General features: G+C 66.1%; 18 protein-coding genes. 3 read left to right on the top strand and 15 right to left on the bottom strand.

Annotated elements, in window-relative coordinates; genetic code table 11:
• Positions 1–11: 11 nt before the first annotated feature.
• The 9 genes from KV203_RS14195 to KV203_RS14155 form a co-directional block, all read right to left on the bottom strand.
• The gene (locus tag KV203_RS14195; protein WP_066475066.1) at positions 12–437 is read right to left on the bottom strand and encodes a hypothetical protein; all 426 of its coding nucleotides are present in this window, start codon (positions 435–437) and stop codon (positions 12–14) included.
• Positions 434–1,102 (bottom strand): DUF2637 domain-containing protein, encoded by a 669-nt coding sequence (locus KV203_RS14190; RefSeq protein WP_246600157.1) that lies wholly within the window; start codon positions 1,100–1,102, stop codon positions 434–436. The genes KV203_RS14195 and KV203_RS14190 overlap by 4 nt, the downstream gene beginning before the upstream one ends.
• Positions 1,099–1,998 carry a bifunctional DNA primase/polymerase gene (locus tag KV203_RS14185; protein WP_066475073.1) on the bottom strand — a complete coding sequence of 300 codons (900 nt, stop codon included), beginning with the start codon at positions 1,996–1,998 and terminating at the stop codon, positions 1,099–1,101. Before KV203_RS14185 ends, KV203_RS14190 begins: the two co-directional genes overlap by 4 nt.
• Positions 1,998–3,068, bottom strand: coding sequence for an ArdC-like ssDNA-binding domain-containing protein (locus KV203_RS14180; RefSeq protein ID WP_066475082.1), 1,071 nt, complete (start codon positions 3,066–3,068; stop codon positions 1,998–2,000). The genes KV203_RS14185 and KV203_RS14180 overlap by 1 nt, the downstream gene beginning before the upstream one ends.
• Positions 3,069–3,327: 259 nt before the next feature.
• Positions 3,328–4,140 carry a helix-turn-helix transcriptional regulator gene (locus tag KV203_RS14175; protein ID WP_066475088.1) on the bottom strand — a complete coding sequence of 271 codons (813 nt, stop codon included), beginning with the start codon at positions 4,138–4,140 and terminating at the stop codon, positions 3,328–3,330.
• 86 nt (positions 4,141–4,226) lie between these two features.
• Positions 4,227–5,500, bottom strand: a protein-coding gene (locus tag KV203_RS14170) for an IS3 family transposase (protein ID WP_373279269.1) whose coding sequence is annotated in 2 segments (ribosomal slippage) — positions 4,227–5,176 and positions 5,176–5,500 — 1,275 coding nt in all. Because the reading frame shifts where the segments join, the coding sequence is not laid out codon by codon here.
• Between the two features lie 268 nt (positions 5,501–5,768).
• Positions 5,769–6,236 carry a hemerythrin domain-containing protein gene (locus KV203_RS14165; RefSeq protein WP_066470185.1) on the bottom strand — a complete coding sequence of 156 codons (468 nt, stop codon included), beginning with the start codon at positions 6,234–6,236 and terminating at the stop codon, positions 5,769–5,771.
• 181 nt (positions 6,237–6,417) lie between these two features.
• Positions 6,418–7,677, bottom strand: a complete 1,260-nt coding sequence (locus tag KV203_RS14160) for a glycosyltransferase (RefSeq protein WP_083530033.1) — start codon at positions 7,675–7,677, stop codon at positions 6,418–6,420.
• 143 nt (positions 7,678–7,820) lie between these two features.
• Positions 7,821–8,900: a DNA cytosine methyltransferase gene (locus KV203_RS14155; RefSeq protein WP_066470189.1), complete on the bottom strand. Its 1,080-nt coding sequence runs from the start codon at positions 8,898–8,900 to the stop codon at positions 7,821–7,823.
• Positions 8,901–9,141: 241 nt separating this feature from the next.
• Between KV203_RS14155 and mobF the strand changes: the two genes are divergently transcribed.
• Positions 9,142–12,684 carry a MobF family relaxase gene (mobF, locus tag KV203_RS14150; RefSeq protein ID WP_218820992.1) on the top strand — a complete coding sequence of 1,181 codons (3,543 nt, stop codon included), beginning with the start codon at positions 9,142–9,144 and terminating at the stop codon, positions 12,682–12,684.
• Between the two features lie 38 nt (positions 12,685–12,722).
• On the opposite strand, the gene KV203_RS14145 is transcribed toward mobF, so the two are convergent.
• The gene (locus tag KV203_RS14145) at positions 12,723–14,018 is read right to left on the bottom strand and encodes a hypothetical protein (RefSeq protein WP_066470191.1); all 1,296 of its coding nucleotides are present in this window, start codon (positions 14,016–14,018) and stop codon (positions 12,723–12,725) included.
• Between the two features lie 273 nt (positions 14,019–14,291).
• Here KV203_RS14145 and KV203_RS14140 point away from each other — a divergent pair, with 273 nt between their 5' ends.
• Positions 14,292–15,440 (top strand): hypothetical protein, encoded by a 1,149-nt coding sequence (locus KV203_RS14140; RefSeq protein ID WP_217995972.1) that lies wholly within the window; start codon positions 14,292–14,294, stop codon positions 15,438–15,440.
• 75 nt (positions 15,441–15,515) lie between these two features.
• Here KV203_RS14140 and KV203_RS14135 read toward each other — a convergent pair whose 3' ends face one another.
• A complete protein-coding gene (locus tag KV203_RS14135; RefSeq protein WP_066470193.1) occupies positions 15,516–16,769 on the bottom strand; it encodes an AlbA family DNA-binding domain-containing protein in 1,254 nt (417 codons plus the stop codon).
• 196 nt (positions 16,770–16,965) lie between these two features.
• On the opposite strand from KV203_RS14135, the gene KV203_RS14130 reads away from it, so the two are divergent.
• The gene (locus KV203_RS14130; protein WP_066470194.1) at positions 16,966–17,337 is read left to right on the top strand and encodes a sulfate permease; all 372 of its coding nucleotides are present in this window, start codon (positions 16,966–16,968) and stop codon (positions 17,335–17,337) included.
• 153 nt (positions 17,338–17,490) lie between these two features.
• Here the strand turns inward: KV203_RS14130 and KV203_RS14125 are convergent, their stop codons facing one another.
• The 4 genes from KV203_RS14125 to KV203_RS14110 all read right to left on the bottom strand — a co-directional run bounded on the left by KV203_RS14125 (position 17,491) and on the right by KV203_RS14110 (position 23,493).
• Positions 17,491–20,913 (bottom strand): P-loop NTPase, encoded by a 3,423-nt coding sequence (locus tag KV203_RS14125; protein ID WP_066470198.1) that lies wholly within the window; start codon positions 20,911–20,913, stop codon positions 17,491–17,493.
• A gap of 2 nt (positions 20,914–20,915) precedes the next feature.
• The gene (locus tag KV203_RS14120; RefSeq protein WP_066470200.1) at positions 20,916–21,728 is read right to left on the bottom strand and encodes a TIGR02391 family protein; all 813 of its coding nucleotides are present in this window, start codon (positions 21,726–21,728) and stop codon (positions 20,916–20,918) included.
• A gap of 61 nt (positions 21,729–21,789) precedes the next feature.
• Entirely contained in the window at positions 21,790–22,821 is a 1,032-nt protein-coding gene (locus KV203_RS14115) for a helix-turn-helix domain-containing protein (RefSeq protein ID WP_066470203.1), read from the bottom strand.
• Positions 22,822–22,839: 18 nt separating this feature from the next.
• Positions 22,840–23,493, bottom strand: coding sequence for a hypothetical protein (locus KV203_RS14110; protein WP_157079797.1), 654 nt, complete (start codon positions 23,491–23,493; stop codon positions 22,840–22,842).
• Positions 23,494–23,566: the final 73 nt, after the last annotated feature.

Here is a 23,566-nt window from a genome sequence, read left to right as displayed (position 1 = left end):
GCATGGCTACCTCACCTCAGCCCGATCCCGGAGCGCGACACCCACGAGAACCGCTCCCCGGAACCCCGGCCGAACGCCGTCACCGGCGGCAGCTTCCGCGCCCGCTCGCTCATCGTCCGCACCCCGGTCCGCGTCGCCCGGTAGGTCTGCTCCGGCAGGCGCCGGGTTCTGCGGGACAGCTCGGCCTGGAAATCGATGCCCCGGCCAGCGAGCCGGGCGCTGCGGGAGACCAGCAGGTCGGAGGGACGCACCCACTCCACTCCCCGCGTCTTCCTCTTCGCGGTGGCAGCCGCCCCATCCTCTTCCGTGACAGACGGGTCCCTGTGGCGGGCCAGCTCGGATACCTCGGCCGTCGCCGCCTCCTGCGAGGAGGTGCGAGCGCTTGCCAGTTCCTCCTCGGCTTCGCGGCGAGGTTCCAGGTGCTCGGTGGCGTTCATTCGCTCAGCTCCTCTGCGGTCTCCTGCATGGCAGGTGCTCCCGAGACCGCGAGCCCGGGACGGCGGAACCACCGCCCGACCGTGGACGGGGCGACCCCCAGGTGCCGGGCGATCCGCTTGTTCGACCAGCCCTCGTCCCGAAGCCGCGCCGCGACGCCCCGCCGGCCCGCCGGCTCCAACGCCTCAGGTACTGCGGCTTCCTCTGCCGCCGCCGGCTCCACGGGTACCTGTGCGAGCTCCGCGGCGGGCGTGCCGGGCTGGGAGCGGACGAGCACGACGGTCAGGTGCGTCGAGGCGAGCAGCACCAGCGGCGGCACGGCGGCCACGCAGGCGGCGAGCACACCGGGCACGTCGGCATCGGCGGCGACGACCGCGTGCGCCGCGTTCGCGGTGACCGAGATGAGCGCCCCACCGGCCAGCAGCACCCACGGATACCAGGCCGTGCGTTGCCCGGCGAGAGCAACGACCGCGACGGTGGCGACGACGATCAGCCCGTCCACGATGACCGGCCACGCCCACGCCTGCCCGGCATTGACTCCGGAGCGGCGGGCGAGGTCCGCGAGCGCGGTGAAGGACAGCCAGAACGCGCCGGCCGCGATCAGCACCGTCCCGGCGACGGCGGTGACCACCGCAAGCCGTCCACTGCGCGGCGTGTCGGGGATCACGAGAGCACCGGGCTTTCGATCCGCGGCCCGCGTCGCGGCGCCTCGGCCTGCCCGGATGTATCTGCCAAGTGGGGGGCGGGGAGGGTGGAACGGTAGGCGGAGCGGATCGTCACCGCGACCTCGCGGGGCGGCAGGCCCGCGTGTTCGGCGGCCGGCCCGAGCGCGTCCAGCGTCACGGCCGGATCGAGGCCGGCTTCCGCGAGACGGCACGCCGCCCAGAACAGGCTGCGGTTGCGCTCGCCCTCGCTGCGCAGCGCGACCCATGCGGCCAGGCGTTCCGCATCGCTGTCGTGGGTCACGCCCCGAGTCCGCATTATCGAGGGCTTGGGACACGGGTCGAGGAAATCGCGCAGGGTCTTCGCGTCCACGGCGCTGATGCTCCGATCGACACCACCGGCCAGGGCGTAGCCCGCCCGCAGGTCGCCGATGGCGACGACCGAGGGTGGCACGATGACGTAGCCACCCTCGCCGCGGAAGTCGATGTGCGCCTTCGCGGCTTGCCAGGAGGGTTGTGGCCGGTCGGGGTCGGTCGGGAAGTAGAAGTGCGCGCCGCCGGATGGCGTACGCACGACCGCCAGCCAGCCGTCGACCAGGCCCGCGTCGCGGGCGCGAGTAAATGCGCCGAATCCGGTGCCCGATGACTTCCGGTCGACATCGACGACCTCTACACTGGAGATCTGCCCGGTCGGCACGCCGATGTTCGCGGACGGCCAGCGCCGCCACCGCGCCGCGATCTGACGGGCATCCGTGGTCGCCTCGCGGAAGCCATGCTCCACGCGCGGCCGCTTGCCGCCCGGCACGCACGGGAACACCGGCACCCCAGCCGCGGCCAATCGGGCGGCGGCCCGCGGCAACGGCAGACCGGCGACGGAGGCGAACACCTCGGCGGCGTCCACTACAGGCCCCTCATTGCAGCGGCGGCCGCCGCAGGGCGGCTCGGCTCGGCGGGCGCCGGCGACGTGCGCTCCGCGCGCGGTCGCGGCGCGGCGTCTCGGCTCAGACCAGGCGGGTCGCCCGTGCCGAGCTGCACAGTGTCCAGGGCGTCGAGGATCGCGGCCGCGGTCTTCCGCACCCGCTCTCCGGTGGCCTGCACGACTTCCGCAGGCTCCTTGTCCTCGACGGTGCCGGCCCACCCGGCTACGTAGGAGACGGAGTAGGAGCTGGTGTCCATGCCATACGCGGCACCGATCATCAACGCCACCGACTCGGCCTCCACCTCCCCGATCCCGCGATGCCCGACCCAATCGGGGTTGTCGGGGCCGTGCAGCCGGACATGGCCCAACTCGTGCGCCAACGTCTTCACCTGCGCGGCTGGGTCCATGTTCGTCCGCACCGCGACCGTGCGCGCCGCGAAGTCGGTCAGGCCATTCGCGCCACCGATCAGCTCTGCGCGCTCCACCCGCAGCACCCGGTAGCCGTCCGCCTGGACCAGTGCGGACAGCCCCTCCCACAGCCCGGCCGGCGCCCCGCCTTCCAGCAAGTGCGGCACCGGGCGCTCCTGGATCGGATCACCGGTGGTCTGCGAGACATCCCAGACATAGGCCGGCTTCGCGCCGACCATCCGCGAGCGCACGACCTCGCCCGCCTTCGGCTTCTCGAACCGACCGAGGCGCCGCCACGACTCCGCATCCTGCGGCGTCGAGGAGGCGAACCGACCCGTGACCGGGGCGAAGATCATGTAGCCGGGCTGCCCCTTGGACACTTGACGGCCGAGCGACTGCCACTGCTTGTACCCCGCCACATACGACGGCTCCGGGGCCGGCACGCGGCCCTTCTCGTAGGCGTCCACGTGCTGCGCGAAGATCAGAAGCGAGTTCCCGAACGACCGCGAGCGAAACCGTGCCGCGAACTCCAGCGCCCGTCGCCAATCGTCCCCGGACACCAGTTGCTCGACCGTAACGGCGAGGCGCTCATGGAGCGCATCCAGCTTGGCGTCCCGCTCAGTTCGAGTTGTCTCGATCGCCACGACCGCCTCCCTTCGTCACACCAGCCCGAGACAGGCAGGTGTCGAAGGGCAGGTACGTCAGGACGTCACAGCGCAGGATGGGACAATCACCGCGGCTGGGTACCGCGACGACCGACAGGTGCAACAGTGAACCCGACGATCACCCACCAGGTACTCGTCCCGAACGACGACGTGTCCGATCAAGCCGCGAAAATGACCAGATCGATGACACTCATGGCGTGATCGGTGCGCGTGTCAGTTTGATATGCCGGCGATCTGCTTACTCGGCGGGTCGGTGCCGTCGGGCGTACTCGGACGGTTTCATCCCGACGACCTCGGTGAACACGCGTACCGCGTAGCTGCGGCTCGCCCAGCCGACCTCACGGTACGCGCTGACGAGGGCGATGTTCGTCTCCCGGAGAAGACGGGCGCTCTCTTCGGCTCTGAGCCTGTTCAAGTACGCCAGCGGCGTTTGCCCGTAAGAGGCGATCATCACACGGCGGACCTGAGAAGGCGACAGATGCACAAGCTCCGCAAGTTCAGCCAACGACCAACGCTTGGAGAGGTTCTTCCGGAAGGCGAGCGCAATGGTTCTCGCCTCGTGACGCTGAGGCTGGGTGCCGGTGCACGTGCGTCCAGCAAACGCTGGCCGTACTCGTGTTTCTGTTGCGTTGCCTCGGGCGGAAGGCACGAGAACGGGAAGGATCGTGTCGAGCATGGCGGTGAGATCCGAGACGAATCGATAGAACCGGTTCCCGAACTGCCTGTCGATTGTCAACGACACGAGTTCGTCCACTTGGGGTGAGATCATGCCCATCCGCTCCTCGCCCATGCGGACAGCGAAGACCGGGTCCGGGTAGCGGCATGTCAACATGTCTGCGGCATCCGTGCGCGCAGCAAGTCGCGCCGCGAAACGCCAACGAACGAGGTCAGAGACGAGGTCCATGTCGGCCTCGGCGGTCGTCACTGTCGTCAGGCCCTCGGGCTCGAACCGGCACTGAGCCTCGGGCGCCATGACGATGACATCGCCTGCGCAGACATGCTGATAGGCGTCGTAGACGATGGAACCGGTTCGGATCAGGATGAACCTCACCCGGCGTCGCTCGGGCTCGCACCATGATGTCCGATGCGTGCGCGACCATGCCCCGAGAGGTGAACCGCCCCGGAGTGTCCGGAGACCTACGGTCTTGAGTGCTCGGCGGGTGGCTGGGCACTGTGTTGAGCGTAGTGGGCGTCCTCCAGGTTGATGGGTGGGACGTCGCCGCAGCCGCGGTGTAGTCGTCGGTGGTTGAACCAGTCGACCCATTCGGCGGTGGCGAGTTCGAGCGGGTCGATGCCGCGCCACGGACCGCGGCGGCGCACGAGTTCGGTCTTGTAGAGACCGTTAATCGTCTCGGCGAGCGCGTTGTCGTAGGACGAACCGACCGCCCCGACCGACGGTGTGATACCCGTCTCGGTGAGTCGCTCTGCGAACCGGATGGACGTGTACTGGGATCCTCTATCCGTATGGTGGACAACAGAGTCCATCCGGTATCGACCTTCCCGGTTCCGGGTCCAGATCGCGTGTTCGACCGCATCCAACACCAGCGAGGTCGACATCGTGGTGGCGGTGCGCCAGCCGATGATGCGCCGCGCGTAGGCGTCGATCACGAACGCGACATACACCCACCCCGACCACGTGGACACGTAGGTGATGTCGGCGACCCACAAACGGTTCGGGGCGACCGGGGTGAACCTGCGCCGGACCAGGTCCGCCGGCCGCGCCGCTGCCGGGTCGGCGATCGTGGTGCGTTTGACCGCCCCACGGACCACACCGGCCAGCCCGAGCTCACGCATCAGCCGTTCCACCGTGCAGCGAGCCACTCGGGTCCCGTCCCGGTTCAGGGCCAGCCACACCTTCCGGGCGCCGTAGACCTGGTAGTTCTCCTCGTACACCCGGCGAATCAGCACCTCGAGTTGCCGGTCTCGAACCTTCCGTCGGCTCGGCGGCCGGGACCGGTGCTCGTAGTAGGTCGACGGGGCGATCGGCACACCCAACTCGCTGAGTACCGTGCAGATCGACTGGACATCCCACGCCATACCCCCACCGTCACGGTGGCCATGGTGTTCGCTGATGTAGCGAACGATCAACGCTGTGGCCGGTCCAGTTCGGCCGCGAAGAAAGCCGACGCAGAACGCAGGATCGCGTTGGCACGCTTCAACTCGGCGACCTCGCGTCGCAACCGTTTCAGCTCCGCCGATTCCTCCGAGGTCACCCCAGCGCGTTCACCGGAGTCGACCTGTTCCCGGCGGACCCAGTTACGCACCGTCTCCGCCGACCCCACCCCCAACAAGCGCGCGACCTCACCCATCGCCGCCCACTCCGACTCGTGACCCGCACGGATCTCCGCGACCATCCGCACCGCCCGATCCCGCAACTCCGGCGGATACCTCCGCGACGTACTCCCCGACATGAACCCATCCTTCCCAAACGGACAGGTCTCCGGACACTCCGGGGCGGTTCAAGGTGGGGGCGCATCATGGTCAGCGATCGACGGCAACTCTGCGTGCTGCCTGACTTGGGCGCGATGCGTCATCGGGATCGTGCGCGTTCTTTCCGCGGCAGGACCGACGTCGAAGTCGCACGCTCACAATCAGCGGACTGAGCACCTGTCTCGGAGTATCGAGACAGGACATACGCGATCACTGGTGTGCCTGATCGCGACTGTGCCGCGTGGCACCTCACAGAGGCCCCAAGAGGGCACGTGGGTCCTCGTCGAGGTCGAGTCTTGAGAGCGTGTCTGAAAGTTCGCGTTCCTCGTACTGGAAGTGGGACTCCATGATCGCGGAGAGCCCCTCCAGATGAAGGGACAGTTCATTCGGAGTGGCGGAGGCGGCAATTGCCTGATCGAACTGTGTGAGCAGTGCTGCGATTAGCTCGTGGTCTTGTTCGAGCTTCGCTATCGTCGTCCGAAGAGCCGGATAGCGCGCTGAAAGCTCAGGGAACAGCGCGACATCTTCGCTCACATGGTGACCGCTTAGGGCCGTGCAGAACCCTTTGCAGTACAACATGAGGTCAGCGCGTGCCGAAGCAACGTCTTTGAGCGTGGTCGCATCACGCGCAAGACGCAGTGCTCGGCGCAGTCGTTCATGGGCTGCTGATAGTTCGCGGTTCCAGGCGACAAGCCTGTTCTTCTCGCCCTCACTCACGAGTGAGGAGCAGGGAAAGGGTCATTGTGACCACCTTCCAGGTCCGACGCCTCCATGCCTGACGCAGTCCGTCACCGACACGCGACGCTACGACCACTCTACCAAAGTCGCTCCCAGGTCCCATCGGTGGCGGCACCTGCCACACCCGCGATCGGATCGCAGGTGCCGCCGAGCTTGGTGACTAGCTGCCGTGCAGGCCCCGGGCCGCGCGCGAAATGAGCAGGTCCGCGACTCGATCAGGACCGGGCGTGGCAGCGATGCTGCGCGCTACCGACCGGGCTGCCTCACGCGTGTAGTCGTCGTCCTGAAGCGTAGTGAGTGCGGCGCTGACGGCGCCATCGGCTCTGGGTCCAATGAGTGCCTGGCCGATTCCGGCCCGAGCAACCGCTTGCGCGTTGGCGAACTGATCACCGACCTGCGGCACGATGAGCTGGGGAATCCCGTGAGCAGCTGCGGCCAAGGTGGTGCCCATGCCTCCGTGGTGAACAACAAGGTCAGCTACGCTCATGACCGCGCGAGTCGGAACGAACTCGCGAAGAATCACGTTGCCTGGCAGACCCGCCAACTCGGAGCGTTCGACTCCCGGGCCTGTCGACGCAATCACATCGCCGACCTCGGCTGCTTCCAGGATGAGTCCTCGAAGCAAAGCTGCCGTGCCCACCACCGTGCCGAGTGTTAAGTAGATCAGTGGTCTACCCGACCTACGACTTGGCACCGCCCCGAGATCGGTTGCGCGGTTTTCCCAGGGGACAGTGCGGATCGGGATTACCTCGGGATAGTCGGCGATTGGCCCTTGTTGGAGAGCAGCAGGCACTGGGTCGACATAGGGATTGCGGTACGTAAGGTCCGCCACCGGTTCCCAAGGAGCCACTTCGGGATGGTCCAGCGCTCGTCGCGTGACGGCGGGCAAGTTCAGCATGGGCGGGAAGTAATGGAAGACACTGAACAGAACCGCCGGAATGCCGAGTTCATCTGCCACGACGGCGGCACCCGGATTCGCCGGGTCATAGACGACGAGGTCGGGCCGATCCGCACGCCAGGCGCGTCGCAGCGCAGTAACCGTCGGCAATGCGTGCATGACGCCGAAGTAGGCGGGGACCCATCGTGTCGGCATGTCATCGACGACGGCGGGGAACTTCTCGCGCGTGAGGTCAGGCACTGACATGGCGGCCGGGTCAACATCTGTGCCTAGCACCGTTGACATCGGCAGGTTCTCGTTGAACGGGCGCCCAACCGCTACTTGGACTCGGGCGCCTGCAGCTTGGGTGGCCTCGACGAGGGGCATCACGGGATACACATGCCCGAAGGCGGGCAGCAATGCGAATGAGATAAATGGAGTGTTTTTGGAAGAGTTGGACCGAGCAGATGCGGTCGTGGAATCAGCGCTGCGCACAGCGTTGGCCTTTCGTACCACGCCTCCATGCCTGGCGCTGTCCGCCATCGACACGCGACGCTTCCTCCATTATGCCAGCAACGGCCGTGGGCCCAGTGCGCTCGGGATACAACGCAGCGGGCGCGAACGAACAATCCCTGTGCCCCAGTGCGTCGGAACGCGCGACCCACGAGAAGCTCTGATCACGCAGATCACGAGAGCAGGGTCCTGATCGCTGCTGCTGCCTGGCGAGGGACGACGCCGTTGCCGAGCGCGGTCAGCTGCTGACTGTGGGTCAGTCCGAGGCTCGGGTGGGTCACCCAACCCAAATCGAGGCCCATGAGCCACTCCACGAACACGGGGGCGGGCCGGGGTCCTCCGGTGTCGTTGAGGATCGCTGGTGCCGGCGCGGGGCGTCCTATGGTGTGTTCCCATCGGGTGATGGCGGCGCCGTAGCGTCCCCAGCGTCGAAGAAGTCCAGGATCAGTGCCGCCGCGTCCTCCGGGGACGGTCTCCGGTGCCGGGTGAGAAGGTCGATGATCTGGTGGCTGAGCGCGATGGTGCCCCGTCTCGCCCGGACCTGGTCCAGGCTCTCCCCGCCACGTGCGGAGTCCGATGCCAGCGGTGTCCGGAACAGTGCGGTGGGCGAGGATGAAGATCCGGAAGCGGGCGTGGGGTGCGCCGATGGCGGAAGCGGGTAGGCCGATCCATTTCGCGTCGTACCGGAGGTCGGCCAGGTCGCCGAGTACGGCGCCGAGCGCCCGAAGAGGTCGAGTTGACTCGTCTCCCAGACGCCACCGGTCGGGTTCCACACCGCGAGGGGTTGCACCGGCAGGGGTTGCGGGCTCGGGGTTGCCTCGCTCATCATCGTCTCCTTCCGAGGTCGGGCGGGTCGCGGGAGCGGAGAGCAGTCCGCGGACGTTCTCGATGACGACCCACTCGGGTTGCAACGCCTCGACCGCTGTCGCCATGTGCGCCCACAGGCCGGAGCGGGTGCCGGGTTTCAGGCCGGCCATCTTCCCGACCGTGGAAACGTCCTGGCAGGGAAACCCACCGCACAGTACGTCGACGGGCGTGACCGAGCTCCAGTCGATGGCGGTGATATCGCCGAGGTTCGGTGCGTCGGGCCAGTGATGAGAGAAGACGCGAGCGACAGGCTCGCTGATTTCGGAGAACCACACCGTTCGGGCCTCGAAGACCTCCTCGACGGCGAGGTCGAGTCCACCGTAGCCAGAGAACAACGACCCGACCCGCAAGTGGCGGTCGCCTGATTCGTCGCTCGTATCTCGCATGAGGACTCCGACGGATCGGTGATCCCCGGCCGTCGTCCACTCGTGAACTCCTGGCCGGGCTGGTCACCTGCCAGGTGCTCGCCGCGCCTCCCGCGCCCACCCAACCGCGCCGCGCCGCGTTCCTGCCAAAGATCTCGTCTCCGCCTCCTTCAGAGGTACCACGCCTCTTGCAGGTCGAGGTTGAGCCCGCCTTCGGCGGGCTGTCGCTCACCTCGTGAGCGAGCGGAGAAAGGCGGGCGAGGTGACGGTCTCGATGCGCGTGATGAGCGCGGGTGATGGGTACAAGTACCTGCTCCGTACCGTCGTCGCGGGCGACGGTGACCGCTTCCTCTCGACGCCGCTGACCCGCTACTACGCCGAGAAGGGCACCCCGCCGGGTCGCTGGCTCGGCGGCGGGGTCACCTCACTCGGCGGGATGATCGCGGAGGGCGATCAGGTGTCCGAAGCCCAGCTCGAACTCCTCGTTGGTCTCGGCAAGCACCCTGTCACAGGCGCCCCGCTCGGGCTGGCGTATCCCGCCTACAAGTCGGTGGCGGAGCGGATCGAGGAACGGATCGCGGCTCTCGATCCCGGCCTCGGTCCGGTGGGACGCGCGGAGGCAGTCGCCGTCATCGAGGCCGAGGAATGGGCCCGCGGAACCCGGCGCGCGGTTGCAGGCTACGACTTCACCTTCTCAATCCCCAAGTCCGCCTCGGTGCTCTGGGCGGTTGCGGACGCGGGCACGCAGGCGCTCATTGCGGATGCGCACCACGCGGCGGTTGCGGAGGTGGTTGCGTTCATGGAACGGGAGGTTGCAGCCACCCGCACCGGCGCAACGGCCCGCGACGGCGCGGTTGCACAAGTCGATGTCACCGGGCTCATCGCTACCGCTTTCGATCACTACGACAGCCGGGCGGGCGACCCGCACTTGCACACGCACGTCGTCATCTCGAACAAGGTGCAGACCGTCCTCGACGGCAAGTGGCGTTCCCTCGACGGCCGCCCAATGCACGCCGCGACCGTCGCGCTCTCCGAGTTGCACGAGGCGGTCTTCGCCGACCACCTCACTCGGTCATTCGGCGTGGAGTGGGAGGCCCGCGACATGGGGCGGGATCGGAACCCGGCGTGGGCGATCGCCGCGGTGCCGGAGGAACTGGTCAAGGAGTTCTCCACCCGCGCCCGGCACATCGACGCCGAGACGGATCGCCTCATCGACCGCTACGTCTCCGAGCATGGGCGGCGGCCGTCGCCGGCGACGATCATGAAGCTCCGCGCTCAGGCCACCCTCTCCACCCGTCCCGAGAAGGAGGTCCGCTCGCTCGCCGACCTGACCGTCTCGTGGCGGCACCGCGCCGGGCAGGTCCTCGGCTCGGACGCGACCTCGTGGGCGCGGGGCGTGACGGCGAACGAGGAGCCGCTGCTGCTCCGGGCCGACGACATCCCGCTCGACGTGATCGCGTCGCTCGGCGGGAGCGTGGTCGAGGCGGTCGGCGAGAAGCGCTCCACCTGGCGGCGCTGGAACCTGATGGCCGAGGCCGCTCGGCAGACCACCGGCTACAGGTTCGCCACGACCGAGGATCGGGAGGCCGTCGTCGGCCTCGTGGTCGACGCCGCCGAGGCCGTCTCGCTGCGGCTGACCCCGCCCGAGCTCGCATCGAGCCCGGCGGCGTTCCAGCGGCCGGATGGCACTTCGGTGTTCCGACCGAAGCACTCGGCGGTGTTCTCCTCTGAGGTGCTGCTGGCAGCCGAAGACCGCCTCCTCGACCGCGCCCGCACCACGACCGGCCCGACCGTGCCCCTGGTCACCGTGGAGCGCATCGCCCGCCGACCCGACCGGCAGGGCCGCACCCTCGGCCCAGACCAAGCGGGCGCGCTGGCGAAGATCGCGCTCTCCGGCCGGCTCATCGACGTCCTCGTGGGTCCGGCCGGGGCGGGCAAGACGACCGCGATGAACGCCCTGCGGCGGGCATGGGAGAACGAACACGGGCGCGGCAGCGTGGTCGGTCTCGCGCCGTCCGCGGTCGCCGCGCAGGTCCTTGCCGATGACCTCGGTATCGCTACAGAGAACACGGCGAAGTGGTGGCAGAACCACATCATGTACGGCGAGACGTTCCGCAAGGGCCAGCTCGTCATCATCGATGAGGCATCCCTGGCCGGCACCGTCTCCCTCGACCGCATCACCGCCCTCGCCGTCGAAGCCGGGGCGAAGACGCTGCTGGTCGGGGACTACGCCCAGCTCCAGTCACCGACCGCATCCGGGGCCTACGCGATGCTCGTCCACGACTGCGACGACGCCCCCGAACTGGCCGACATCCACCGTTTCAGGAACGAGTGGGAGAAGACTGCCTCCCTCGGCCTGCGCCACGGCGACACCACGGTCGTCGACGCCTACGCGACCCACGAGCGCATCACCGAGGGCGACACGGAGGCGGTGATCGAGGCCGCCTACGCTGCCTGGCGCGCGGACATGCTCGCCGGGCGAGCAAGCGTGCTGGTGGCGGACTCGAACGAGTCCGTGCTGGCGCTGAGCGAGCGTGCCCGCGCCGAACTGATCCTGGACGGCACCGTGAACGCCCGCCGCGAGGTCGAACTGCACAACGGCCAGCGCGCCGCGGCCGGCGATACCGTCATCACGCGCCACAACGACCGACGCCTCCGCGCCGGGCGAGGCTGGGTCCGCAACGGCAACAGGTGGACGGTCACCGAGGTCCGCGACGACGGCTCCCTCACCCTCCGCAGAGCCGGCCAGCGGTGGGGCGGCTCGGTCGTGATCCCGGCCGACTACGCGGCCGAGCATGTCGAGCTCGGCTACGCGATCACCTCCTATCGGACGCAGGGCGTCACGGTCGACACCGCGCACGTCCTGGCCGACGCGGCCACGACGCGGGAGAACTTCTACGTCGCCATGACCCGCGGCGCCGAGAGCAACCGCGCCTATCTCGCCGTCGACCGGCCCGACGCCGCGCACGACGGTCCCCGAAGTGAGGCGACCGGGCTCACCGTCATGGCCGCGATCCTCCAGCACGCTGGCGCTGAGCTCTCCGCCCACGAGACCATCACCGCCGAACAGGACGCATGGGGGTCGATCGCCCAGCTCGCCGCCGAATACGAGTCGATCGCCGCCGCAGCCCAGCACGACCGATGGGCACTCCTCATCCACGCCTCCGGCCTCACCGACGACGAAGCCGAAGCCGCGATCACCTCGCCCGCGTTCGGCGCGCTCACCACCGAGCTCCGCCGCGCCGAGGCCAATCACCACGACATCGAGACGCTGCTGCCGCGCCTGGTCCGGGGGCGGGCGTTCGGGGACGCCGACGACATCGCCGCCGTCCTCCACTACCGCGTCGCCCGAGCCACCGTCCGGCCCGCCGGCTCCGGGCGGGAGCGCAAGGCACCCCGCCTGATCGCCGGGCTCATGCCGGAGGCCACCGGCACGATGAGCGCGGAGTTCCGGCGGGCGCTAACTGAACGGCGTGACCTGATCGAAGCTCGCGCCGACGCGATCCTCGACACCGCGCTGCACGAACGCCGCGGCTGGGCGACAGCACTCGGAGTTGCGCCGAAGCAAGGGCGGGACGCGGCCGCATGGCGGCAGGCTGCCCGTATCGTCGCGGCGTACCGCGATCGCTACGGCATTACTGGCCCACACCCGCTCGGCGTGCCGGCCGAGAGTGACGTGCAGAAGGTCGACGCGGCTCGCGCGCGAGCGGCACTCGAGCGAGCTCGAAACCTCGCCGATGCAGAACGACAGCCGCAGGAGCCCGCCAGTCGCACCGGGTCAACACGGGTCGGTCCGACGCTGTAGGGGAAGCGGGAGTCGGCGCAAGCATCGGCCGAGTGATCCTAGAACGGCCAGACTCTCGGCTCGTCAAGCTCCTCAGGCACCCTGACCGACGAAGCTCTGGGGTGGGATTGAAGGAGTTGCCGCACGGTCCGTATGGCGAAGTAGGCCTCTACAACTAGACGCCGTTGATCTGTCCATGTTGCCAGGTCGCATTCGTTCTCACGCAGAGTGTGAGCTGCGTCAGAACGTGCTCGGCGAATCTCCTTGAGGATCGTGGCTGCAGCGGGCACCATGTTTTCGGGATCGTGCCTGACCGTCCGCTCCATCCACTCGATGAGCATGTTCATCGTGCCGCGCTGGCCTTGATAGGTATTGCCCTCGCCATCCCGCCTCTCCTCGGTAAGCGAGATTCCAGCTCTGCGAAAGAACCGTTGGTCGAGATTGTCGATCAATAGCTTGTTGAGCTGCTCGATGAAGTTGGATAGTTCGCGTCGAGTAGGGCGAATCAGGTAACCGTAGTCCGTGGGGCGGCCAGCACCTTCGTAGAGAGTCCGAAAGAGCGCTGGATAGCCGATCGCATCGCAAATCTCGTTCGCAAGACTCATCTCCATGAGGATCGCCGTGTACGGGCTGACCCGCTCCGGAAACTCTCCCATGAGATGAGGTCGCACCCAATCGGGGTGAAGCACCCAGTCCTGGCGCTCATGCTCGAAAGACTTCCAGTACGACTGCTCAGCCGGGGAGAGATCATGGAGATAGCGCAATGGCACGCCAACGACGATTTCGTTGCTATCCGGGTCGCGATCAAACCCGATGCTGAACGTCGTCAGGTAGGTGTCGAGCGGGGTGCCCTCCCGAGCTCTGATCTCGCCGCCGATGTCGAGGGTGTAGTCGTACCGCGGGTCATCTCGGTATCGGCCGAGCACATCGGCTCGAAAGAACACCGACTCAAGCTGGGCATGCCCAAGGGCAAGAGCCGCTGAATAGGGGGCATTCGGATAGCGGCTACCCGCCTCCATCGCAGTAAGCGTCGCACGAGTCGGATACAGCACAGCCGAACGCATCCCGCCGCGCCGCCGGACCTCTGCAAGGTTGTCCGCTGCTGATTGGTGGGGGAATCCGAGGATGTGCGGGTTGACCATCTCGTGCCCGAAGTTGGCGTACACCGCACCCTCCGCGACGAGCTCGGTAAGCACGATCTCGGGGTCTACGGAGAACTCCTCCGCAACAGTCATGAGCGAAGCAGCCGCAACACCATTGAAGTCCGGCGATTCCAGATACAGCTTCGCGATCTGCTCGCGCAGCAGCTCCTTCATACCCTCGTGGGCCGACCGCCCCGGCTCAGCATCAGTCACGTCTCAATCGTTCCGTAGTCAGTGGACAACTACTAGCAGCCGCCGGCACACGCAGAAGCGGCTTGTTCGTGATGGACGGGTGGAGCCTCGGTGGGTACGCTGTGCACAGGCAGTCTGGACTGCCTGTCTCCGAGTCCGAGCCCCCCACGCGGCGAAGACGTCGAGGACAACCGCAGATGCGGAATCCAGAGAAGCAGTACCTGTTGGTTCGAGACCTCTCTCAAGTCACAGGGCTGGCAGGCGTGGGGTGCATAGCCCGGAACAAGAGATGAGATGACTCCCAACAACAACACTCCGAGCCGCGCGTTCCAGCAGGACGCGCGCGCCTGGTCAGCCTTCACGGGCACGAACTACACCTCCGCGCTGCGGCAGATGAGTTCCCCCCTGGCCCAAGGACTCCTCGGTCCACGGGTCAGCGCGCGACGGTTGATCGCCGCCCTCAACGATCACGAGCTGATCGGCGCCAACGGCGGCGCTCCCCGCCTCGGCGAGAACGGCGTCCGCTCGGACTCGCCGTGGAGCTTCAACGGCAAGACCGACTACATCCAGCTTGCCCTCATCACGGACATGCTGCGGATGTTCACGCCCACCTCGGGCTCCGAGGTTCCAGAGGTCGGCAGCTACTCCCTGAAGCACACCGCAGAGTGGTTCCTCAGCCCCCACTTCTCATACGTGTCCAACGGCCGCCTGATCTGGGCGGCGGCAGCGCTGGGACTTCCGATCACAGACCCGGACGGCGACGGTCCGAACCTCCTGATCGGCGTCTCGGAGCGCGAGCACGACTACGTGCGCCGGATGGTCGGCTCGGGTCAGACCCGGCCGCAGGCTGACCACTACCGTCCCGCCGGGTACGAGCACCTGCGCGCCGCGCTCGCGCGGGCTGCCGCCGGGGAACTCATCACCGAAGGTTGGCTCCGGCCGGAGCCGGTCGCAGAGCCGGCTCCGTTCCACGACTGGCTCGTCCAGCAGGTCAGCCGCAACGATGTCGTGGGCGATCTCGCCGGCGACTACGCAGCCGGCGTCCGAGACAGCGACCACCGCGTCGCTCGCACCGCCGACGAGCTCCTGGCCATCTTCCACGAGGTCTCCCACTCGCCGGAGGCCTATGACGCCGTGGTCACTTCGATCGCCGAGTGGATGCGGACAGAGCCCTCACCCGCGCCCATCCGCACCGAGCCGGTCGGCGGAGACGCACACAACCACGGAGGATGGGGCGCTGGTGCCGGGACAGTAGAGCGCTACGAGTTCCTGTGCCCATGCGGAGACGGGACGATCGTCGAAGAGCACGACAACATCCCTGGCTTCCGCGAGCACGACGTGAGGATCGACTGCGACAAGTGCCACGCAGAATGGCGTTTCGTCGACGGCAGGGGCGTTCGCGACTGGGCGCTGGAACCCGCCGTCGTGCACCCCGCCGCCTAATAGACGAGGCCGAAACCGCCTGCGCAGCGAGCCGAAGCGAACCCGCCTCGGTGCGGCACTCGCGGCGAGTCCGGGTTACGCCGGCTCGTCGCGGGCCGGCGGCTGGATCATCAGCACGTTCGAGATGCCGCCCTGATTCACACAGTCCTGAGCGAAGTCGTGAACGTGCCAGAAGAAATCTGCCGCCGGCTCGGTGGCGTTCACAGTGGTCTCGACCGGCGTGTAGCGGTGCAGCGGGACTGAAACGCCATCGTAGGTGAACCCCATGTTGTCCTTCGTCAGGATCGTCAACGGCTTCTCACCAGCCCATTCGATTCCAAGGCGCACGTCGTACTCGTCGTTGCCGGTGGTCTCCGCTGTAGTCCTCGCGAGCGCCAGCAGATCGGCGATGGCGCACTCGATCGCGGCAGATTCCACCTGCCAACCCTCGAAGTACCCGTCGCTGCTCATGCGCTGCCCGCCCACCGCCGCGGCAACCGTGACGGAGCCGTCATGGTGAATGCTGATCCACGCTTCCCTCCAGACCGAGCGTTCGCCGGTCGCCGCGTTCACAGCCACCCAGCGGCGCAAGCCGGGGCGCGGATTGTCGCGGTCGACGTTCTCCAGCGGGTGGACGCCTCCGCGGCCGGCGTAGGTCAGGGCGAGTCCCACGGTCTTCGTCAGCACCCCTCGGGCTTCCTCACGCGTCAGCCGGTCGCGGAAGCGTGGGATGCGAGGGTGAGCAACCGCGATCAGCCAGGCGCGCTTGTCAGAGTCCCGCCCCGCTACAGCCTCGCCGTACAGCAAATCCAACGTCTCGGTCGCGTGCCGACGTTCCTCGAAACGAGCGCGGTACATCGCCTCGATCTGCCGCTCCTTCATCCACACCGTGTCTGAGTCGTTGCGCACCGGAGCGGCGAAGTAGTCGTTCTTGTAGATCAGGTGTGGCCCGTCGAGGCTCGCGGGCACCTCCACGATGACGGCTCGACTCCCTGCGGTTCCGAGGCGGTGCACGTTGAGCCCGAAGACGGGCGGTGAGATGGCGGTGATCGCCGCACTCCGCAAGGAACGCTCGTACGCCTCATCCAGCTCACCGACATCGACTCGCTCGACCGCCGCCTTCTGCGACTCGCGCACACCGAACACGATGACGCCGCCGCCGCTGTTCGCCATCGCAGCAACGTCCTTCGGGAAGTCTGTCTGAGGCAGGCCCTTCGCTGGAGGGAGCTCCGACTTCCAATCCAGATCGTTCGCCTCCACCACTCCGGCAGCCACGGCGGCGTCGAGCAGAACATCCGTCAGCGGAGCGGGTGCGAGTCCGAGCGCGCGATGGAGGGCGGTGAAAGTCATGGTTCCAGCGTAGGGACGAGCGCCGACATGGTTCAGGCAACCGCGCCTTCTCTACCGACCGTCGCCGACCAGTCGTACAGTAGAAGACGAGGCAGGTTTCCTCTCTCTGCGGGTCCCTCGGGACAAGGCCCTTCGGGGCGATCATCCACGTACTGCCTCCTCGACGGAGAACTACGTGTGATGAGAGGGCAGAACAATGCTTCGACTGCTCTGGGCGGCTAGTGTCCGCATCCGCTACTTCCTGCGGCGCTACATGCCCACCAACATCCTGCTCGACCTGATCCGCACCCGGCGCGGACTGAAGTGGGGCATCCCCGCGATGCTCCTCGCGGCGCCCTACCTGCTCGCCGCGAGCATCTGCACCAGCATCATCGAGGACGGCGGCCCCGGCTGGCTCAACCTCCTCGTGCTCCTGTTCATCTGGAACGCGCTCAAGTTCCTCGTGATGGGGCCGGTCAGCCTCGCCCTCCTGCTCCGCATCCGCGTCCAGGAGGGCGCCGAGCGTCGCCGCGTGCGCCGGCAAAACTACGCCTTGAAGTCGGCTCGCTATCAACCCATCGGAGCGTAGCTACAACCGGCAGAATGAGGGGTGGACGGCATAGCCGCCCACCCCTCATTCATGTCCGGCGAAATCGCCATCCCACTCCCCGCGACGGTCGTACTCTGACGCAAATGTTGATCGGTAGGAATTGTGAGAACATCGCACTCTCGTCTCCTGCGATCAGGGAGCTGCCGTTTCCCTTGCGAGTGTTGGGAAGCGCCGGAGTAGTTGTAAAGCCTCAGACTGGACGTGCCCGCCAGCCCTGGATGCGCGAAGAACTAGAGGAGCGATCTGGTCGCGACGCCAGTGTCCGTAGCGCTGCGGACGTTTGATGGCTCGATCCCATTTCGACACGGCCCCTTCGGGAAGTTCTGCGATGAGGGCGTCGATCAGGGCGGAGTCGAGATGATCACAGAGCTCTACCCACTTGCTGAGGTTGTCGAAGGGGCTCGTTGTGTTGTTGGTGAGACCCTCGATCATCCCGTCTCTGTTTGCCTGGACTACTTCTCTTCCAAGGTCGGGATCGTGCTCGGCGAGACGAGCGACAACGGCGGTCGCCCAGCCCCAGTGATGGTGATCGAGCTGAAGGTCGAGCGGGAGTCCTCGTCGCAGCGCGCGTGCGGCGACGTCGGGGGCGATGAAGGCGATGAAAGAATCGAGTTCCGTGAGTGATGGTTCCAGTCGGTCGAGGATCGCGTGGACGTGGTCGGGCTTCTGATCTGATAGCTGCAAGCAGAGGTAGAGGCCCGTCCGCGTTGGTCGTCCTTCTGGAACGGCCAGTGATTTCTCGAGCCTCGCGAAGTCGATCCGGTCTGCGATCGCAGTGAACGTGGTGGGATCTGTCTTCTCGACCAGGCCGATAAAGACGTCGAAGTTCATCTGTCCCCACTGGTCCTGTGGGCCGGTGAGAGTGTGTGCGACTTTGTCGCGGTCGAGTTCGCGGATAAGGGCGCGCGCAGCGGGTCGGCATTTTTTCGGCAGGCTGGTTCGGTCGCCGAAGGAAATCGCGCCGTAGCCAAGGACACGGAATATCAGGCCGAACAGGTCGTTCCATCGTCGGACTGGATCAGCGGAAAGTAACAATGCGATCCTTCGTGCGGAGTGTTCGAGGAGTCGCAGAGAAAGGTCGTGGTCGGCAGCCGCGAGGTTCTCGATCAACATTGAGATGTGTGCCAAATCGGGCGGGGCGGCATCGAGCATATGCGTGAAGGCTGTCTCGTCGAGATGCGGTCCTGTTGAGGCGCGGAGCGGCTCGCCACCTATGTTGCATAGGCGGTCGAGTGCATGTGAGCTTGAGTAGATGTGTGGCCAGCCGCCGTCCAGGATGAGGCGTGCGAGTCGTTGCCCATCGGTGAATCCCGCGACTTGGGCGGCGAATTCGGCGTCGAGCTGGCGCAGGCTGTTGGCGAGGTCTCCAAGGGCCCAGCCGTTTTCGGGTGCGATCGCTGCGTACCACCGTTTGAGTTGCGCCGTGTGCGCGCGGACCGTATCTATCACTGCGCCGTCGGAGTATGTCACGAGCTCGGACAGCAGCTGCGCTGCCTCGGTGATGTCGCCGTCCGCGGGGACGGTGAGTGCCCGTCGAGCAAGCTCGTTGTAGAGCGAGTCCGAGAGCACTCCTTCGTGGCGGAGTATCCAACGCGGGTCGGTGTCCATGTTGCGGCCGATAAGCCACGCGCATCCTCGCAGTGGCGTTGACGATGAACTGAGCACGGACTTGATGAGGGCGCCGACGGTCTTCCGGTCGGCTTCGATATCCGACCGGGGAAGTTGCGATGTAGATGATGGCGTCGTGCCTACGGACTCCGCCGTTGTCGGTGCCGTGTCTTGGCGCGCCGACGACGCAGACGCGATCGGTGGCACTTCTGGTCGACGGTGGGGCGGGAACACATGCCGGGGTGGGTGAAGGCTCCAGGAGATGACATTCAGCGCTGCTCGAAGGTGGGCGCACCGGATGCGGCCGTCGGACTCCAAGATCAGCCGCCGGGAGCGCAGCTCTTCGAGGGCTCCTTCGAGCCACGGCCGGTCTCGTTGAAGAATGGGCAGGAACGCCTCAACTTCGTTTTGGCCCACTCCAGAGTCGACTCCGGCGACTTGAGCGATAGCGATTGCAACCAGTGCTAGGTCTGCCCGGTTGTGGTCGCGGAGTTCGAGCGCCTGTCTGCGAACCCTTCGCCACCCGCCGGTGAGCGTGTAGGCGAACTGCCAGGAGGTTGCCTCGCGTTCGGCGATGTCGATGCGTTGCTCGAAGTGGAAGTCGCGGGGGTGGGTTCCCACGTGGTCATCGAGAGCGCTAATGCGGGGAAAGAGCGTTGTGCGTTGCTCCCGCACATATTGGGCGAGGCGGGTTACCGCGCTACGAGCGCTGAGGTGAACTGTCCGGACACCGCCCGCCACATGATCGATGCCGACGATCAACACGAGCTGGTCAGGGGTGGCGGCTTCCGCGAACTCGCGCACTGCGTCCGTGGAGAGATCCTGCGCATCGTCGATGAACAGAACTTTCCGGTGCGGGAAGGCGGCCAAGTCTGTGAGCCAGGAGCGCACGCTCTTCTGACGTGCGTTGTCACGCAGCCGTAGGACTTCGTACCCGTCTTTCATAAGGCTTCGTAAGGCCTGGTAGGCGCAGATCGACTTGCCCGAGCCCGTGGGTCCGTTGAGGACCACGGCGCGATCGTGCTGGAGTGATCGCATGACGGTTTCGACCTCGTCAAGTTCTGGACAGGCGTCCACATCCTGCGGGCCGAGACGCTCTCCCGCTAGCCAGGATTCGACGCCTCGGCTGCCGCCGTAGGTCACCGTGTGCCACGACGAGCGATCCTCCTGGAGCATGTACTTTTCAGCCAGGAGCGGCAGAACTACTTCGGCCGTCTCCCGGATGTCGTCCGCTCCGGCCGCGTGCGGTCCAATGCGGATCGTTCGCCAAGATTGATCGAGTGGCTGCACCAGCTCGTCCACTACGACCTCGTCGCTTTCTGAATAGCCGACGACAACAAGCGTCCGAGCGTGCGTTGAGCGGAGCTCCGCTATCACTGCGAGCACTTCGGATGACACCACTCCGGGCTCATGCGGCAAAGTCCACGACTCGCTCAGCCTCGCGGCATCCCCGTGCGGTTTGAAGAGCACACCCACCGGGAGGGAGGTCCCGTAGAGCCGCTGATAGGCGTGCTCAAGCGCAGTGTCCCAGTTTAGTGAGACCACGCATTCGATGACCCCAGCATGGATGAGGCGTGCGAGGGCTTCGTGAGCGACGGAGGGTTGGGCGCTACGTTCCGCATCGAGCTTGGCGAACTGGTTCTGGAACCTGGTGCGTGCGGCTGTATTGTCTGCGACGGTCGCCCAGGCATGCTCCACCTCTGACCACGCGTCGCCGACGAGTGACTTCGCCTCTGTGTCGTTCCGTCCCAAGGCGACCGCCAGAGTCGATCGTGCGGGCAGATCGTTGTCCAGAGCGTCCCACAGAAGAGACGTAAGACCGCGGGTGGCAGGGAATCGGCTGCTGACCGACAATCCTGCGCCCACGACGGCGACTCCGCCCAGTGTGAGCGCCGTGTCGGTGCTGGCGATGCGGGTGGTGAGCTCGGTCGAGGTGACTCTGGCCATGCTCAGGCTCCTTCACCGTTCTCGCGCATGGCAGCGTCAAGGCGACGGTGAATCATGGACAGCGTTCCCATAACGTCAAGAGCGTCCAGCTCGCTCATCGTCCAGTACAGCTTGGGCTCGTGGGCCACAGGATTCCGGAAAGCGCTGAACAGACCTTTGGCGAGATTGGCGATACCGAGTTGTTCATCTCGTTCGGTTCGGGTTCGGCCATGGTTGATCCGAAGCGTTGGCGCGGAGCCGGCCATCGTCTTCTCGATGAGGGCGTATCCATCAGCGTCGACACCGGTCTCGGACCGTATTCGCGCGCCCAGGCCTTTGATGGCCTCGAAGACGGCTTCGTAGTAGTCCTTGCGCACGAGGTCTTCACGGCAGTACGCGAGTACCGCGACGTGTGCACCGCGCTGCTCAAGTATCTTGTGGAGCCGTTCTGACCGGGCCAGCGCTTCGGTGTCGGTAGATGCCTTCTTGGTCTTCGCGACCCGGCCGTCGGGGAGGACCTTGAGGCTCACCAAAGACAGGACCTGATTCAGCTCGTCACGAGCGACGTCGGCGCGCGGCTTGCGGTCGAGCGTTCGCTCTGGCCGCATGGCGGCCCGGACAAGCCCTATCAGTGCGTTACCGGTGCCGGTCTTCGCCTGGTTGTTGGAGACGGCGTGAGCGAGGCGTCGCCATTTGGTGTGTCCTTCGCCCGGGTCGGAGCGAAGCGGCACTTCAGCGGTAATGCGGGTGAGCTCGGTCCCGCTGTAAAGGTCGCCAATGATCTTCGAGACTCCCTCGACCGTCCCCAGCGGAAACGCGTTGATGCGATCAGTCATGGGTGGCCTACTCGGCCAGCGACAAGAGAGCGATCGCCACCGAGGCCACGGCGCGATAATTTCATGCGGCTACCGGAACAAGGTCGCGGATGAAGTCACGAACATCGTCTTGATACAGATCGAGGTCGCTTGCGGCATCGCGGACGTTCACTTTGCTGGCGGAGCCGAACATGACCTTGCGCAGTAGTTGTGAAGTTTCCGGGACGATGCCACCTGGTTCTGTCGAACGGTATCCCCGCTCGGACAGAGTCATGCACGTGCTGCGGTACTGCCAGTCACTCACGAGGTCTAGTTCGTGGAGCCGATGCGTCATTGCCATCGCGGAGACTTTCCAGAACGAGCGGGCAGCGAGGATGCGTTCGAGGCTCGCGTTGTGCATGGATTGCGCGAGGACGGCCGTGCGCGGCATCAGGAAGGTAGCCGCGAACCGGTTGGCTTCTGCCTCTCGTTCCTTGGAGGTGCTTGGGTCCATGTCTTGTTCGCCGTGGAGAACAAGGTGGCCAAGTTCATGAGCCGCGTCGAAGCGTTGCCGCTCTCCTGACCTTGAGGTGTTGAGAAACACGTACGGTGAGCTGTCGCGTACGAAACAGAACGCGTCGATGTCCGTGTACTCATGGCGGAGCGCCGCGACCCGGACTCCCTTCGACTCCAGCAGGTGGATCATGTTCGGGATCGGCCGGTCGCCGAGGTTCCATCGGTGACGGACTAGATCGGCCGCCTCTTCAGGTGAGAGCTTGTCAAACGAAGGGGTATCCGGCGCAGGCAGCTTGAACTTTGACTCGATCACCGCGAAGAACTCGACGGCAAGAGTTGCGCTGGCCAGGACTGCATCGCGTCTGGTGGCAGTGGTCTTGCTGAGTTTGCGGAAACTGGCCGCCTCGACCGGGATGGTCTCGGCCGTGTCACGATCGAAGAACTTCGGCGGCACGGAGAGAGCCCTGGCAAGTTTGAGGAGATTATCCTCGTTCGGGGCGAGCTTACCGTTCTCGTAGTTGGTTAGCGATCGGAGAGAGACGCCGCTTTGGTCGGCGAGTTTGGTCAATGTCAACGCCAAACGTTGACGAGCCAGCTTCAGGCGCGATGGATTGAACATGCTCAGGAGGTGCAGTCGTCAGATCGGCTCGACTGCGACATCGATCCCATCATCGTCAGGATCGTCGAAGACCGACAGGTCGCCGTCGAGGTCGAGGAATCCGATGACGATGCGATCGTCCCAGTCTGTGACGATTCCGCTGGCGGTCATCTCCGCCGGGCGGGACAGTTCAAGGTTGAGGCCACGGTCGGTGCGCTCGTGCACCAGCAGCCACAGGGGCGCCGCCTGTGCGGCAGCCACCAATTCCTGCTCCTGTTCAATCTCAGGCACCTCGAACAGGGCCGCCATCTGCACACGGGGACCGGCCAGCGACTCACGTGTCGCCTTGCCCTTACGGCGCGTGCGCGGCTTCCGACGATGATCGGGATCGGCGACATTCGTACCAGAAGCGATGGTGAACGAGATCAGGCCGTCGGGGTGTAGAAGACGCGGCTGATGGTCAACGTAGACCAGCCGCCAACCCGTCGCAGACAGCCGTTGATGAAGCTGCTCCATCGACTCGTGATAGATGTCCGTGCCGGGAGTGGAGCGCAGCGCCATCGATGTGCGATTCGACGCCCGGGACAACCCGGGCCGCAAGCATGTGTGGATCAGCTCGGTGGAGAGGCCGAAGGCCAGTAGCCTGCGTTCGCCGTCAGGCGAACCGGGTGAGGTGAGAGTCGCGGTTGTCATGCCTGCCCCTTCGAAGCGATTGCGTGCAACGCTACCTCATTTGTGGTCGAGTATCACGCAACAACACGCCGCT

This window comes from Skermania piniformis, assembly GCF_019285775.1.
GTDB lineage: Bacteria > Actinomycetota > Actinomycetes > Mycobacteriales > Mycobacteriaceae > Skermania > Skermania pinensis.
Note: the sequence above shows the minus strand (reverse complement) of the source record. Positions and strands in the feature narration are given on the sequence as shown.

Bases quoted from the DNA above. Each gene is read 5' to 3' on its own strand.
- KV203_RS14195 (WP_066475066.1), bottom strand. From the start codon at position 437: ATGAACGCCACCGAGCACCTGGAACCTCGCCGCGAAGCCGAGGAGGAA.
- KV203_RS14160 (WP_083530033.1), bottom strand. From the start codon at position 7,677: ATGGCGGACAGCGCCAGGCATGGAGGCGTGGTACGAAAGGCCAACGCT.
- KV203_RS14155 (WP_066470189.1), bottom strand. From the start codon at position 8,900: ATGCGAGATACGAGCGACGAATCAGGCGACCGCCACTTGCGGGTCGGG.
- KV203_RS14140 (WP_217995972.1), top strand. From the start codon at position 14,292: ATGACTCCCAACAACAACACTCCGAGCCGCGCGTTCCAGCAGGACGCG.
- KV203_RS14135 (WP_066470193.1), bottom strand. From the start codon at position 16,769: ATGACTTTCACCGCCCTCCATCGCGCGCTCGGACTCGCACCCGCTCCG.
- KV203_RS14130 (WP_066470194.1), top strand. From the start codon at position 16,966: ATGCTTCGACTGCTCTGGGCGGCTAGTGTCCGCATCCGCTACTTCCTG.
- KV203_RS14125 (WP_066470198.1), bottom strand. From the start codon at position 20,913: ATGGCCAGAGTCACCTCGACCGAGCTCACCACCCGCATCGCCAGCACC.
- KV203_RS14120 (WP_066470200.1), bottom strand. From the start codon at position 21,728: ATGACTGATCGCATCAACGCGTTTCCGCTGGGGACGGTCGAGGGAGTC.
- KV203_RS14115 (WP_066470203.1), bottom strand. From the start codon at position 22,821: ATGTTCAATCCATCGCGCCTGAAGCTGGCTCGTCAACGTTTGGCGTTG.
- KV203_RS14110 (WP_157079797.1), bottom strand. From the start codon at position 23,493: ATGACAACCGCGACTCTCACCTCACCCGGTTCGCCTGACGGCGAACGC.